This window comes from Rheinheimera faecalis (assembly GCF_021290965.1).
Classification (GTDB): domain Bacteria; phylum Pseudomonadota; class Gammaproteobacteria; order Enterobacterales; family Alteromonadaceae; genus Pararheinheimera; species Pararheinheimera faecalis.
This window is the reverse complement of sequence record NZ_JAJOYT010000001.1, coordinates 667,697-681,486: the sequence shown is the minus strand read 5'-3', so window position 1 is coordinate 681,486 and position 13,790 is coordinate 667,697. Positions and strand designations below refer to the sequence as shown.

The following is a 13,790-nucleotide window of genomic DNA, read 5'->3' as shown; positions in this document are numbered from 1 at the left end:
CGTATTGAATTTTTTCATGAAATTCTATATTTGGATCCTGTAGACTGTTGTTGAGCATCACAGTAAATGATGACAAAGTGCATGCAACCTCGCTGCTGCCGCTTTATGGCGCAGTCTGACATTTGAATGAAAACAACCTGGTGATTTTTATTGATAACACGCGTGGACGTGCAGGTTCCAATTGCAGAGTTATCGCCTTTTAATGGATTTATTCCATTTATGACAGCAACAATTGGAGAAAAAAGATGGGTAGTAACGAAACAAAGACCGGTAAATGTCCGGTAATGCACGGCGCTCTGACTAAGTCAGCCGCTGGTGGTACTTCAAATCGAGATTGGTGGCCGAACCAACTGAATTTAAACATTTTACATCAGCACTCTTCTTTATCAGATCCTATGGATCAACCCTTTAACTACGCCGAAGCTTTTCAAAAACTGGACCTGGCCGCGGTGAAGCAGGACTTATATGCCCTGATGACCGACTCACAGGACTGGTGGCCGGCGGATTATGGCCACTATGGCCCATTATTTATTCGTATGGCATGGCACAGTGCCGGTACTTACCGCACCAGCGATGGCCGTGGTGGTGCATCGTCAGGCTCACAGCGTTTTGCTCCACTGAACAGCTGGCCTGATAACGGCAATCTGGATAAAGCCCGCCGTTTGTTATGGCCAATCAAGCAAAAATACGGCAACCAGTTGTCCTGGGCCGATTTAATGATATTGGCAGGTAACTGTGCGTTGGAATCTATGGGCTTTAAAACCTTTGGTTTTGCGGGTGGCCGCGAAGATATCTGGGCTCCGGAAGAAGATATTTACTGGGGTGTGGAAACAGAGTGGCTGGGCGATAAACGTTACGCTGGCGATCGTGAATTAGAAAACCCACTAGCTGCAGTACAAATGGGCCTGATTTACGTCAACCCTGAAGGCCCAAATGGCAACCCGGATCCAGTGGCTTCAGCCCGTGATATTCGTGAAACCTTTGCCCGTATGGCAATGGATGATGAGGAAACCGTAGCTTTAGTTGCTGGTGGCCACACCTTTGGTAAATGCCATGGTGCAGGCGACGCCTCTTTGGTTGGTGCTGAACCTGAAGCTGCTCCGCTGGAAGAAATGGGTTTAGGCTGGAAAAATGCGTTTGGCACAGGTAAAGGTGTTCATACTATTACCAGTGGTATTGAAGGCGCCTGGACTCCAACTCCTACCCAGTGGGACAACAGCTATTTCGACACCTTATTTGGTTATGATTGGAAACTGGTGAAAAGCCCGGCTGGTGTTCATCAGTGGATCCCTACGGACGAGTCTGCAGCAACAGCTGTGCCTGATGCTCACGACCCTGCCATTCGTCATGCTCCTATGATGACAACTGCTGATTTAGCGCTGAAGATGGACCCGGCTTATGAGGCTATTTCCAGACGTTTCCATCAGAACCCAGAAGAGTTTGCTGATGTGTTTGCCCGTGCCTGGTATAAATTAACTCACCGTGACATGGGGCCTTTGGCTCGTTATTTAGGCCCTGAAGTACCGTCAGAAGAGCTAATTTGGCAAGATCCTGTGCCTGCAGTGACCCACGAGTTGGTGAACTCTGCGGATATAGCTGCGCTGAAAAGCAAGATTTTATCTTCAGGTTTATCCATTTCAGAATTGGTATCAGTCGCCTGGGCCAGCGCTTCAACCTTCCGTGGTTCAGATAAACGGGGTGGTGCTAATGGTGCCCGTATTCGTTTAGCCCCACAAAAAGATTGGGCAGTGAATCAACCGGCGCAGCTGAGCAAAGTGCTGGCGGTTCTTGAGCAAATTCAGGCCTCTTTTAATAATCAGTCAGAAAGCCGCAAGGTGTCACTGGCGGATATTATTGTGCTGGCTGGTATTGCAGCTATAGAGCAAGCGGCGAAAAATGCTGGTGTCGCTATTGATGTGCCTTTTGCTCCTGGCCGTACTGATGCATCACAAGATCAAACCGATGTGGAGTCTTTTGCGGTGATGGAGCCTATAGCTGATGGTTTCCGTAACTACGTAAAAGGCCGTTATTCAGTCAAAGCTGAAGAGCTGTTGCTGGATAAAGCTCAGTTGCTGACGTTAACAGCGCCGCAAATGACAGCTCTGATCGGTGGTCTGCGTGTGCTGAATATCAACGCGGATAAATCTATGCACGGTGTATTTACCAAACAAGCCGACACATTAAGCACCGACTTTTTTGTCAATCTGCTGGATATGAACACAGCCTGGACTCCGGTGTCAGCAGAGGCTGAACTGTTTGAAGGTAAAGATCGCAAAACTGGTGTTGTGAAATGGACTGCCAGCCGTGTTGATTTGGTCTTTGGCTCCAACTCTCAGCTGCGCGCTTTGGCTGAAGTTTATGCTCAGCATGACAACAAACAAAAGTTTGTCCGTGACTTTGTTGCTGCCTGGAACAAAGTGATGAACGCTGATCGCTTTGACTTAAAGTAAAACCAGTATTTTTGTACTGAGTGAAACAAAGGCAGCTGTTTTTTTAACAGCTGCCTTTTTACTTTTGGCTCAGTTGTTTTGAGAAAAAGTGATTGAAGCCGAGGGGCTTTGGCGTTAGCGTAAAGCGACTAGTTCAATCACATCCAAAAGCAGCCAGGTTTTACATCCTTGCCATAAAATGCTTTTAACCAATGAGTTAAGTTATGGACACACAACACTCAGAGCTGATCCAGCTATTAAAAAAACGCTTTGAAAAAAACAAAAATCGCCATGCAACGCTGGATTGGGCCACTGTGCAGGAGCGACTTGAAGCCTATCCGGACAAACTCACATCGCTGTTCGAAATGGAGGCAACAGGCGGCGAGCCTGATGTAGTAGGGGTTGACGAGCAAAGTGGCGAATTTATCTTTTTTGATTGCGCAGCAGAAAGTCCAAAAGGCCGCCGCAGCTTGTGTTACGACCGCGAAGCACTGAATGCCAGAAAAGAGCATAAACCAGCAAGCAGTGCGATGGATATGGCTGCGGCTATGGGTATTCAGTTACTCAATGAAGACGATTACCGTTATCTGCAGCAATTTGGCCCTTTCGATAGTAAAACCTCCAGCTGGCTGGCTACACCAGGGGATATTCGCGCTTTGGATGGTGCCATCTTTGGCGACTATAGGTATGGCCGGGTATTTATCTACCATAATGGAGCCCAGTCTTATTATGCCGTCAGAGGTTTTCGTGGCTCGTTAAGGGTTTGATGTTTGCTCAATTATTAATTGGTCAACTCTGATGGCACTGGATGCTGGTGCCTTACCAGCTCCAACTGAAACAAACTAACGGTGAGATGATGCATCCGGATATTTGTCTCTACAATCAGGCTCAGGCCGAAGAAGAGCAACTTATTTGCCAGCTATTAGCAGAGCAGATTGATGCGGCTTTGCCTGAAGCTGAGAATAAAATCTGGCATGCGCATCCTGTGTGGTTCCTCGATGGCAATCCTGTAGTGGGTTATAGCAAACTCAAAGGCGGTATTCGGTTGTTGTTCTGGAGTGGCCAGTCTTTTGATGAAGCTGAATTAAAGCTTGAAGGCAGTTTTAAAGCCGCTGAAAAACGTTACAACCACAGCAGTCAAATCAATACGGCTGATCTACAACGCTGGTTGGCAAAAGCCCGTGATATTCAGTGGGATTATAAAAACCTGGTGCGCCGGAAAGGCCAGCTGGAAAGGTTGAAATAAAAAATGTAGGGGCGGGGTTTATCCCCGCCCGTCTGATATTCCAACCCAATACAGTAGCTGGCGACCATATAGGTCGCCCTACGAGCGATTTTTAAGCCTGAATTGGATAGGCGTATTCTGTTAAACCCAAATCCGCCAGTACCTTCTCTAAATGAGCATAAGCTTCTTTTGTTGGGCCAGGATAATCGCCGCCTATAGGCACATTACCGACATAACCTATGTCTTTTATGCCTTCCGGTGTACAGAAAAACGCCGCCAGTACCAAACTGCGGAAGCGGCCAAAGGCTGTGGCTATGCGTTTAAACTGGACCGGAGTTTCGGCAGTATCAAAAGCTATATCGTCCATAATGGCTTTTTGCTGCACTTTAGTGAGCGCGACAAAAGTTTTGCTAAAACGCATCTGCGCTTCGTCGTCTATCCAGGCCAGAGCCGACAAAATAGTCAGTCTGTCTTGTTGTTGACGCTCGTAAGGCGCACTGACCCATTCATCGACCACCGCAGGCACATGCACTTCAGAAGCACTGGGCACACTGCCTTCACGGGGCACCAGAATATCTGAAAGCACGGCCACTAAGGTCAGCTGAGCCTGAGTTAAGGTCAAAGGCCATGGCGATTCTGGCGGCAGAATTAAGTTTGGATCTTTGCCATACCCTGTTGCTGTGATTGGAGATAATTTCAGCTCTGGCCAATGTTCAGTACTGGCTTTTGCTGCGCCTGCTCCTGCATCAGTTGTACTGACCGGCGCACTGTCGCAGCCTGCCAATACTGCAGGTAACAAAGTGCTTGCTGCTAATGCCATCATCAGTTTTAACGAATCACGTCTGGTCATGCCGGATTTGTACTGCATCTCGTGCTGATCCACTGTGTTGTTTTGATCTTTGGCCATTAGATCGCTCCTTGTTTTAACTGCGCTGAAAGCCAGGACGAGTTACGCATGGCCAGCGTCATAATGGTCAGAGTACAGTTTTTATGAGGGTTAGAGGCAAAGACGCCGCCATCCATCACAAAGAGGTTAGGGCAGTCCCAGCTTTGACCCCATTGGTTAGTGACTGAGTCTTTTGGCGATGCGCCCATACGTGTGGTGCCCACTTCATGAATAATTTCGCCACCTTTTAAAATGGCTTGCTCTGGTGTTGGCAATTCGCCGACTTCTGCGCCCATTTCAGCAAAAATAGCTTTGGCGGTTTTCAGGCCATGCTCCACTTGCTTTAATTCATGCTCCGACCATTTCCAGTGGAAACGCGCCACAGGAATACCCCATTTGTCTTTGACTTCAGGGTCTATATCCATATAACAATGCTCGTTAGGTACCATTTCGCCCCGCAGGGCAAAACCAACATAAGCACCGTAATTCTGTTTCACCTGACGTTTTAAATCCGCACCATAACCCTGAAAGTTACCTGACAGGCCAGCACCCGGCTCGTTAAAGCGCGCACCAATTTCAAAGTGATAACCACGAGGGAAATCCAGCTCTTTGCGTTCTTGTGCTTTGTGGCCCCACCATGGAATAAACAAATGGTTGGCGGTATGGCCATCTTCGTTATAAATAGGGCGACCTTGCAAAGCCGGCACCAGGGCACTGATATTAGCGCCTGTGGAGTCCATCAGGTTTTTACCCACCTGACCGCTGGTGTTGGCCAGGCCATTTGGAAAACGTGTCGATTTGGAATTTAACAACAAGCGGGCGGATTCACAGGCGCTTGCAGCCAGGATCACCACTTTGGCTTTGAGTTGGTGCACAGTAGAGGTTTTTTTATCGACATAACTGACACCTGTCACTTTGCCGTTTTCGTCAGTATCAACAGACTTCACCATAGCGTCTGTAATCACCTGTAAATTGCCTGTGGCTTTGGCCATAGGAATAAGCGATGTTGTGGTTTGAAAAGCAGCACCAATAGAACAGCCATGACCACAAGGGGTAGCGTAAAAACAGGCGGCTCTGTTATCCAAAGGCCGTGTTAATACAGCGCGGTGCATAGGAGCCAGCGTTATACCTAACTTTTTGGCCGCTGCTGCTATTAAAAGCTCAGTAATACGGGGCTTAGGTGGAGGTTGTAATATGCCATCTGATGAAGGCGGCATATCGTCTAAACCCGTATTGGTGCCACAAACGCCCACTAAAGCTTCGGTTTTATCATACCAGGGGGCGATATCGTCGTAGTCAAATGGCCAGTCAGCGCCTAAGCCGTCACGGCTTTTGCCTTTAAAATCATGTTCACTGAAACGCAATGAATAACGACCCCAGTGATTGGTGCGGCCACCTAACATACGGGCGCGCCACCACAAAAACTCAGAACCATCTGCTGCTGTATAAGGCTCGTTAGGAACACTCCAGCCACCATCTACGGTGGCGTCATAAAAACCGAAGTCTTTATCTTTATTGCCTGCGCCCATTAACGGCGCTTCGCCGTTGCGTTTAAACATAGGGGTTTCTGTTTTTGGATCATAGTCCCGTCCGGCTTCGAGCATCAGAACTTTATGCCCTGCTTTTGTCAGCTCATAGGCCGCCATGGAACCACCAGCGCCGGACCCAACCACCAGCACTTCAAAGTCAAAATCTTTCATTAGTTCAGCTCTTTAATTTTGATATTTTTGAACCAGACCTTATCGCCATGATCCTGTAAACCTATATGACCTTCTTTGGCCGCTGCAAAACCTGCCCAGTCGGCGAACTTACTTTTGGCAATTAAGTTTTTCCATTCATCGCTGCCAATGGTCACTTTTGCCGTTTGCACGTCATTTTGCCAAATGGTTAAAGCGGAGTTTTCCAGCCGAATTTTAGTGTTGTTCCATTCACCGGCTTTTTTATGAGAAGCGACAGGAGAGGCAATCATGTCGTACAAAGAACCTGAAAGGTGAGTGTCGAGCTTATTGTCCGGGTGGCGCTCGTTATCCAGAATTTGAATTTCCGGCGCGTGGGAGTATATGTATTTACCTTTTTCATCAGCAAGGATCAGAATGCCGCTGTTGCCGACTTCTGCAATTTTCCAGTCGAGTGTCAGCTCAAAGTTTTTGTAACTTTCTTTACTGATTAAGTCGCCACCACCGCCTGCAGTCAGAGCTATAGCGTTATCTTCAATTTGCCATTTCTCATTGACAGTAGGCTGTTTAAAAGTGCGCCACTGCGACATATCCTTGCCGTTAAACAATAACTGCCAGCCGTCTGCTTGTTCCTGTGCTGTCAGTTGATTGTCGTTTGCAAAGATCGGTAGGCTAATCACCGAAAGCAGAGCAATTGCTGCTAAGGCTTTATTTTTTATCGATAAAATCAATTTGCTACCCCTGTTATCTGTTGAATGCTCTGATGGCACCATTTTATGTTTTCAGTTTAGTGTAATCGGTTTCATTGCTGCTCTATAAAAACAAGTAAAGCTAGTAGAAAGCAAGAGCTGTTTTTACTTTTTGAGTTGCAACAGCTATTGCCCACGCTGAATTGAAGCTGTAGTTTGCAGGCATAACAATTTGTCGCAAATATACAAGGCAAAAGCTGCTGCTACTGTCAGACTTTGCAAAGTCTTTTCAAGGAGAGTTCTGATGCTTAAATTAGTCCGTTTCATCGTGCCTGTATTGGCTTGTCTGGCTTTTTCCGGTTGGGCCCAATCCGATGATAAAAAGTTACCCGACTATAAAACCGTGCAGTTGCAGCAATTTCCAACCCTTCAGCCTTTTACTTTAGCTAGTCTGGATCAGACTAAACCCACCTATATCAAGTTCTGGGCCAGCTGGTGTCAGCCTTGTATGGAGCAAATGCCGCATTTTGAAAAGCTATATCAAGAGTATGGTGACAAAGTGAATTTTGTTGCGGTAAATATCAATATCAACGAAAAACGCCAGGAAATCAGCAAAGTGCAGCAGCGCTTTAAGCTGAGTATGCCCATTTATCTGGATCAGCAAGGCCAGCTCGCTTTGGCTTTGGGCTTAGTGGGTACACCTTATTCGGTGCTGTTAAATCAGAAGGGCGAAAAGCTGTATAGCTCGCATGAATCAGACTCTGTGTTGGATGGTTTTATTAGTCGGCTGGCGCAAGGCCAACAGTTGCCAGCAGAAACTGCCACATCGGATATGACTGCAGCAGCCCAACAAAAGCTGTTAGCCAATTATCAGACCGGTGAGCAGCTGGTGTTTTTCACCGCCACCTGGTGCGACTGGTATTTGGCGGAATCCCGACCAGAGATGGCAAAACAATGTAAGGATGCTCAGGCAGGCCTAAATCAGTTGGCGGCTTTGTTGCCACAAAAAAACTGGAGTGGGGTAGTCAACCATTTGTGGACAGACGATAAAGCGTTGGCTGAATTCAACGCTTTGTATCAGATGAAAGTACCCTTTCAGATCGACAGTTATGGCGTGTTGTTTCAACACTTTAATGTTCGTAGTATTCCTGTGCTGCTGAAAATCAAAGATGGCAAAAAGGTGGCTGAGATCAGCGATTTCTCAAATCCGCAGCAAATAGCAAAGCAGCTGCAGTAACTATGTGTTGGTAAAGAGTGGCACTGTTTTATGGTGCCACTCTTATGCTGAGTATTTAGTGAAAGACAGAATCAAGAAACTTAATCATGTCATCCAAAGTGGGCGTGGCTAAGTCTTTAAAGCAGCCTTTGGTATAGTCGTTACAGCCGCTATCGAGAAAACCGTGGCCTTTGCCTTCGTAAATTTTGAACTCCACCTGCTGTCCCGCTGCTTTGAGCACACTGACATAACCACTTGCGACTTCAGGTGTGGTCAGGCCGTCTTTGCTGCCGACCAGTACAAACTGAGGAGGCAGTTTGTAACCAGCTTCCGGCAATAAATACAGAGGTGACACCGCTTTGTAATACTGCTCATGGCTATCAACACTAATACCGTCACCAAACAAGCCACGCGGGCTGGCGTTACCCCATTTCCAGAACGGGTTTTGTGCTGTCTCAAAACCGCCTTTTGCACTTTGTAATAAATCAAAAGCTGTATAACTCAGGATCACCGCCTGTACTCTGGCGCCATCAGCAGCTGCAACTTGTTCGGCTGTTTTGTCTTTTGGCAAATAGCTTGGGGTGAATTTCTGGCTTTGTGGCGTAAAACCTTTTGAATCTAAAGAACGGCCAGCCAGCATCACCATAGAAGCTAAATGACCACCAGCGCTATCACCTGTCACAGCAATTTTAGCCGGGTCGCCGCCGTAGTTTTGAATATGATCTTTCACCCAAAGCACAGCACCCAAAGCATCTTCCACTATCTCGTTGACTGTGGTGCTGTTGTTATTATCGCCAAGCAGCCGGTAGTTGATATTGACCACCACCAGATCGGCGTGGCTTGCCATATAGAGCGCCATATCGTTCATTATGCTTTTGTTATTCACCAGCCAGCCACCACCATGAAAAATCACCAGCACAGGCAAAGGCTTAGCCGCTTTTTGCGGGCTGTAAATATCTGTCGTCAGCGAAAAGCCCTTCACCTTCACCCACTCAATATCTTTATGTAATTTCACTTCATTGAGTGCCAACACCTGCTGGCTAAAAAGTGAAGCGATAAAAAACACGATATAAAAAACAGCAACTTGCCCCTTGCGCATAAAAACTCCTGATTAGTATTGCTGGGGTTTGCACCACCAAGCGTTGGTTTGTTAGCCAATACTTTTATAAAAACATGAATTTGTGGTCGATACCAAGGCAATTCGGCACAACAGGCTTTTGTGCGAAAAAACGTTAAGCGGATAAATAAATTGTGAAAGGTGTAGGTTCAATAGGTAGCGCGTTTGGTGGGGGACTGATTGAAAGGAGCCAGATTACGTCAACTAAAATAAAAAATACTGTAGGGGTCGGGCTTGCCCCGACCCGCATGTTTATCTTAGAAAAATTGAGTCTTATCATTGACAAGGTGCCAAAATCGAACAAATACGCTGTGTGATAAATCTCCGATAATTCCGGCTTTTGTTAGTTCAAACCACTGATTAAATTTCCAGATATCGAGCTTGAGTAAATTGAAGAACAACTAGCGCACTGGTTGTATAGATTTTGTCGGACGCAAATTTACTGATTTCAGAAAAACTTGTTGAAATAGAGGTACATAAGCGTTAGCTTGGTGTGAGTAAAAAATATAAAAGAAGGCAGAAAAATGTTCGGCTTGCAGGCGGATCGCATTATATTAAATTGTTATAAACCACAAGGAGAGTTCATTTGAATATCGATGCCACGTTGTACGGCCAGTTTGTAATCATTTTCGCGCTGATCATGGGCGCACTATGCTATTACGTAGCTCGTCGTAAAATGCAAAAGCCAGCGGTTGCAGGTTTACTCGGTGCTGTTTTGTCACTTATTCCAATCTTTAGCGTAATTTATCTGTCCATATTGCTGTTTAAAAAAGATGTAGGTTCAGCATCGGCGGCAGTAAGTGGGTAAGGTGGTTTATAACAAGTAAAGGCATCTAACGCTTATCGCGCAGCTGCTTTGAGCGTTAGAACTACAAAGGAGTACTTGGTGTCAATTTGGAACGAATTTAAGCAAAATACCGCGTTAGGAATTTTATTTATTACTTTTGGTTTTGCAGCTGGTTTAGGTGCATATAAATATCTATCAGATTTCTTTAATACGGAGGTTGTAGTTAAGGGATCTTATATAGCGAAAGCAGAAATTGAAAAGCAATTTGTTTCACTCGAAAAGTACTCCATTATTGCAAATGAATACAAAGATTTTAGGGAGGAAGTAGCTAAAAGTTATGTTTCTGAAAAGGTGCATTCATATGTTATTGATGGCTTAGAGTCTTGTAAGTTTGCATTCAAAGAGCTTGGAGCGAAATATGATATGTTAATTACTTCTCATGAAAAGGCCACTTCGAAAATTTGCACAGATAACTCTAAAAACATTGATTCACTGCTTAAGTTACAGGAAGGTGTTGAAGGCGGGATTGGTCAGTTAGTTTCAAAATATGGTGCGCACTATAAAAAGAACGAAGATGAAGTGGCTGGTGATTTACTTAAAGCTGAACAGCAGCGAATATACTCACAACAATTAAACTTACAATTACTTAATTTGTATGAGGAAAGAGCGCAATGTATAAAGTAGTTCTAACAAGCCATTCAAGTGGGACTGCTAAATCTTGGCTCGGTTTCGCTTCGCTACACAATTTAGGAACCTAGTCTCGAGATGGCAGATCATAAACTTCCAGCAGGAAAGCAGCTAATTCAAGGAATAGCTCAATTAGGCTCAGTTCTTGGTTATCATGTAGAAAAAGAGTTCCCTGTAGATGAGCCTACATATGGTGAATCCCCAGCTGTTGATGTCGCTTGGTTTGCACAGAAAGGTAACCGTTTTCCACTTTTCATATTCGAGGTAGAAAGTAAAGCTACCAATGGAATGACCAACAACCCCTTGAAAGTGTATGCCCAAGAGAATAGAGCATTTGAAAAGCCACTATTTTTCTTTCATGTTGTAGCTCAAGGTGGTGGTAATTCTAGTCGCCCAAGAAATCTAGAGTCACAGTACGGTAAAAACAACTATAGAATTTATCTTGTCGGGACTGATTCAGCTAACGACCTTATTAAAGATGTTCTTAGTCAACACGCTAGGGTTAGAAATGATATTGATTATATTTCATTGTATCAATTGTTAATCACAGATCTATGGTTGCATAAAGTAGAACATCCTAAGCTTCTTATGCACGCAGCATCACTTGAATTATCGAAGATAAATGTAATATCTTCATTCGTTAAAATTAGTCGAAATGATATTACGATGTTTCCCCAGTTAGTTGAGTTGATCTCAAAAGATTCTGAAGCGGACTTTGAGAATACAACCTTCGAATCATATCTTGGTAGTCAATGGGCAGTCCCTATTATAACTGCGCTGTTATGTGGCTTAAGTGAAAATATTAATGAATCTAGGCATTGGTCTTCTCTCGATGAAGATTTGTGTTTAGAGTTTATTAACGTGCTTGACGAAACACTCGATAAAGTAGGTGTTTGTTGGGGTGGTTTGAACTCCGCAATCTACTTGCTCCATCTTAGCGCCGCCACCAACGACACCGCATACTTCGAAAAAGCAAAAAGGTATCTTTTGGAATTTAAGTCGCTATCGGAAGAGGATGTTTTATCCCCACCATCATGTGTTTCTGTAATGGATGGTGAGTTCGAAGATTACTTCAAAGACGGAGAGTTGGTTGAAATTCAAGATTGTTCCGACTTCTCAAAATTGTGTAAGGAAAGGTACTTTAGAGAAGACACTTGTATTAAAGACATGGCGCTTAGAGCACTTGATGATGATTTGTACATTTTCAAGTGGTCGTCTGAATTACTGGGCGCTCTTTGGTCATCAGTTGCTAACAAAGCATTGCAGCGGACAAGCCGCTGAATACGGCGTTAGATGTACTACAAGAGGATCTCCGCATGGCTGTCCAAATAAAATCACCGTATCTCTATGGCGACAATCGCCTAGGCGATGTAATTGCAGCTATCCAGGTTATGGGGAGCTACGACTATTACAAATTGGATTTTGAAGGGTGGGCTACGCGAATCAGCGGAGACAAAAGCAAAGCCGAGCATTGGAAGAAAGTTTTTCTAGAACACCCAGAGTTCTTCAGGCTAGATACCGCAGGAGTGAAAGCATCCTTAGCTTGGCGAAGAAGTTACCGGAGGCGGTACTCAGTGGACCAACAGAGAGAGCTATCACTTGCCGAATATCAGGCTTTGAGCGATGAAGAGCGTGCTCGTATATCCAGAGCTCCACTAAACAGCTCCGACATATCAGTTTTAATCAACACAGCCATAAACCTGCACACGCGAGCCATAGAACAAAACAGAGAATATCGCTGGCTTTCATCGCCTTTATTCAGCCTACTGGGTGTGGCCTTAGGTGCCTTGTTGGGCTGGCTAAGTAAGTGAGCATATCTAACAATCTGCTCAAAACACTCACTTTGTCCACTGTTATCGTTAAAGTACGCATCATGCTCTTTGCCGCCACTTAGTATCAGTATATTGCGCTCTCTACGCGCAGATGGCTGACTTGATTTTACTCCCCACCATCCTTTTTCTTCTCGGGCACTGGCGGGGTGGTCTTTTGTTTTACTTCTTCGGTCAGTTCATTCAATAAATCGTCAGCCGGGGCGCGGGTTTCGTCTACTTTTTTATTGGCTTTATCTTTGGCCCACTGCTTGGCTTCTTTTTCTAAAGTTGCTTTGTCTTTGATGGTGGTGAAAGGTTTCTTTTGATTGGCATCGGCCCGAGCTTTGGCCTCTTCAGCGTATTTTTTCGCTGCTTTTAATTCTTCTGCCGATTTGCCGGTAAATTGCTTAAACATATCGTCTTCAGTCAGCATGGCTTCCTGAGTCATTTCGGTAAAACGTTGTTTTGGCTGATTTAATAAATCGGCTTTGCCTGCTTCTACCTTTTGCTTAATTTCTTCGACCGGATCCATGGCTTGTTGTTTTAAGTTCTCCTCCAGCGCGTTTTGTACCGAGCCACCGGATAAACCTGTTTCCATCAAGCCTTGTTGCTGTTCGGATAAGCCTAAACCCTGACCAATGTGGCCTGCTGCGGCCGCTACCGCTTTTTGTTTTAACTTTTCAGGGCTGGTGTATTCCACCAGCTCTTTTGGCCAGCTGGGGGCTATTTTGCCTGCAGCTCCTTCAACCACCTGATTAAATATTTCGGTTTTGCCACCGGACACCAGCAAAATAGCCATTTGGTTATGTTCTTTGTTCCAGACAAAACCTGCTATTTCGGCCAGATGAGGCAGAGGAGAGTGTTCGGATACGACAAAAAACAGCGGGCCTTGTTGCTGAATAGCGGTGGCAGTATTTAACAAGGTGACGGCGGTGCGGTACTTTTCTTCCCCCATTAACGCCACCATAGGGTCGCGGATCAGCGGGTTCTCAAACAGGTTTACATCCAGCGGGTTAAAACCCACCAGAGGACGAAACAACTCGCCAAGAAGTTGGGCTTGTGACGTCATTAATAAAGCCGGCGCGAAACAGCCGGTTAATAACAAACTACACAACATCACTTTGATTTTTGACCACAACTTCATGACAGGCTCCGCACCCAAAAACAGCATTGGTTAATTACTGTGCGCAGGCTAGCAGAAGTGGGCTGTTAAACATAGAGAGCTGACTGGCAGCTGAACAAAAAAACTGTAACTGTTGTGTTCGAC

General features: G+C 45.4%; 13 protein-coding genes. 8 read left to right on the top strand and 5 right to left on the bottom strand.

Annotation, left to right across the window (positions count from 1 at the left end):
• Window positions 1-245: 245 nt before the first annotated feature.
• From katG to LSG34_RS03180, 3 genes are all read left to right on the top strand, one after another.
• A complete protein-coding gene (gene katG / locus LSG34_RS03190) occupies window positions 246-2,450 on the top strand; it encodes a catalase/peroxidase HPI (protein ID WP_269822750.1) in 2,205 nt (734 codons plus the stop codon).
• A 203-nt stretch (window positions 2,451-2,653) separates the two neighbouring features.
• Window positions 2,654-3,196 carry a DUF4256 domain-containing protein gene (locus LSG34_RS03185; RefSeq protein WP_233007355.1) on the top strand — a complete coding sequence of 181 codons (543 nt, stop codon included), beginning with the start codon at window positions 2,654-2,656 and terminating at the stop codon, window positions 3,194-3,196.
• A 47-nt stretch (window positions 3,197-3,243) separates the two neighbouring features.
• Window positions 3,244-3,675: a DUF1801 domain-containing protein gene (locus LSG34_RS03180; protein WP_233007354.1), complete on the top strand. Its 432-nt coding sequence runs from the start codon at window positions 3,244-3,246 to the stop codon at window positions 3,673-3,675.
• 91 nt (window positions 3,676-3,766) lie between these two features.
• Here LSG34_RS03180 and LSG34_RS03175 read toward each other — a convergent pair whose 3' ends face one another.
• From LSG34_RS03175 to LSG34_RS03165, 3 genes are read right to left on the bottom strand one after another with little or no spacing between them, the layout of a single operon-like run.
• Window positions 3,767-4,561, bottom strand: a complete 795-nt coding sequence (locus LSG34_RS03175; protein ID WP_233007353.1) for a gluconate 2-dehydrogenase subunit 3 family protein — start codon at window positions 4,559-4,561, stop codon at window positions 3,767-3,769.
• Complete coding sequence (locus LSG34_RS03170; RefSeq protein ID WP_233007352.1) at window positions 4,561-6,240, bottom strand: GMC family oxidoreductase; 1,680 nt, start codon at window positions 6,238-6,240, stop codon at window positions 4,561-4,563. Before LSG34_RS03170 ends, LSG34_RS03175 begins: the two co-directional genes overlap by 1 nt.
• Window positions 6,240-6,947 carry a 3-keto-disaccharide hydrolase gene (locus tag LSG34_RS03165; protein WP_233007351.1) on the bottom strand — a complete coding sequence of 236 codons (708 nt, stop codon included), beginning with the start codon at window positions 6,945-6,947 and terminating at the stop codon, window positions 6,240-6,242. The genes LSG34_RS03170 and LSG34_RS03165 overlap by 1 nt, the downstream gene beginning before the upstream one ends.
• A gap of 262 nt (window positions 6,948-7,209) precedes the next feature.
• Between LSG34_RS03165 and LSG34_RS03160 the strand changes: the two genes are divergently transcribed.
• A complete protein-coding gene (locus LSG34_RS03160; protein ID WP_233007350.1) occupies window positions 7,210-8,142 on the top strand; it encodes a redoxin family protein in 933 nt (310 codons plus the stop codon).
• A 55-nt stretch (window positions 8,143-8,197) separates the two neighbouring features.
• Here the strand turns inward: LSG34_RS03160 and LSG34_RS03155 are convergent, their stop codons facing one another.
• Window positions 8,198-9,220, bottom strand: a complete 1,023-nt coding sequence (locus tag LSG34_RS03155; protein ID WP_233007349.1) for an alpha/beta hydrolase — start codon at window positions 9,218-9,220, stop codon at window positions 8,198-8,200.
• A 604-nt stretch (window positions 9,221-9,824) separates the two neighbouring features.
• Here LSG34_RS03155 and LSG34_RS03150 point away from each other — a divergent pair.
• From LSG34_RS03150 to LSG34_RS03135, 4 genes are all read left to right on the top strand, one after another.
• On the top strand, window positions 9,825-10,046 hold the full coding sequence (locus LSG34_RS03150) for a hypothetical protein (RefSeq protein WP_233007348.1): 222 nt from the start codon (window positions 9,825-9,827) through the stop codon (window positions 10,044-10,046).
• A 78-nt stretch (window positions 10,047-10,124) separates the two neighbouring features.
• Window positions 10,125-10,709, top strand: coding sequence for a hypothetical protein (locus tag LSG34_RS03145; protein ID WP_233007347.1), 585 nt, complete (start codon window positions 10,125-10,127; stop codon window positions 10,707-10,709).
• An 81-nt stretch (window positions 10,710-10,790) separates the two neighbouring features.
• A complete protein-coding gene (locus LSG34_RS03140) occupies window positions 10,791-11,993 on the top strand; it encodes a hypothetical protein (RefSeq protein ID WP_233007346.1) in 1,203 nt (400 codons plus the stop codon).
• Window positions 11,994-12,028: 35 nt separating this feature from the next.
• On the top strand, window positions 12,029-12,523 hold the full coding sequence (locus LSG34_RS03135; RefSeq protein ID WP_233007345.1) for a hypothetical protein: 495 nt from the start codon (window positions 12,029-12,031) through the stop codon (window positions 12,521-12,523).
• Window positions 12,524-12,650: 127 nt separating this feature from the next.
• On the opposite strand, the gene LSG34_RS03130 is transcribed toward LSG34_RS03135, so the two are convergent.
• Window positions 12,651-13,667, bottom strand: a complete 1,017-nt coding sequence (locus tag LSG34_RS03130; RefSeq protein WP_233007344.1) for a hypothetical protein — start codon at window positions 13,665-13,667, stop codon at window positions 12,651-12,653.
• Window positions 13,668-13,790: the final 123 nt, after the last annotated feature.

Excerpts from the sequence above, each read along its gene's own strand:
- LSG34_RS03185 (WP_233007355.1), top strand. The coding sequence starts at position 2,654 with ATGGACACACAACACTCAGAGCTGATCCAGCTATTAAAAAAACGCTTT.
- LSG34_RS03170 (WP_233007352.1), bottom strand. The coding sequence starts at position 6,240 with ATGAAAGATTTTGACTTTGAAGTGCTGGTGGTTGGGTCCGGCGCTGGT.
- LSG34_RS03160 (WP_233007350.1), top strand. The coding sequence starts at position 7,210 with ATGCTTAAATTAGTCCGTTTCATCGTGCCTGTATTGGCTTGTCTGGCT.
- LSG34_RS03135 (WP_233007345.1), top strand. The coding sequence starts at position 12,029 with ATGGCTGTCCAAATAAAATCACCGTATCTCTATGGCGACAATCGCCTA.
- LSG34_RS03155 (WP_233007349.1), bottom strand. The coding sequence starts at position 9,220 with ATGCGCAAGGGGCAAGTTGCTGTTTTTTATATCGTGTTTTTTATCGCT.
- LSG34_RS03140 (WP_233007346.1), top strand. The coding sequence starts at position 10,791 with ATGGCAGATCATAAACTTCCAGCAGGAAAGCAGCTAATTCAAGGAATA.
- LSG34_RS03130 (WP_233007344.1), bottom strand. The coding sequence starts at position 13,667 with ATGAAGTTGTGGTCAAAAATCAAAGTGATGTTGTGTAGTTTGTTATTA.
- katG (WP_269822750.1), top strand. The coding sequence starts at position 246 with ATGGGTAGTAACGAAACAAAGACCGGTAAATGTCCGGTAATGCACGGC.
- LSG34_RS03175 (WP_233007353.1), bottom strand. The coding sequence starts at position 4,561 with ATGGCCAAAGATCAAAACAACACAGTGGATCAGCACGAGATGCAGTAC.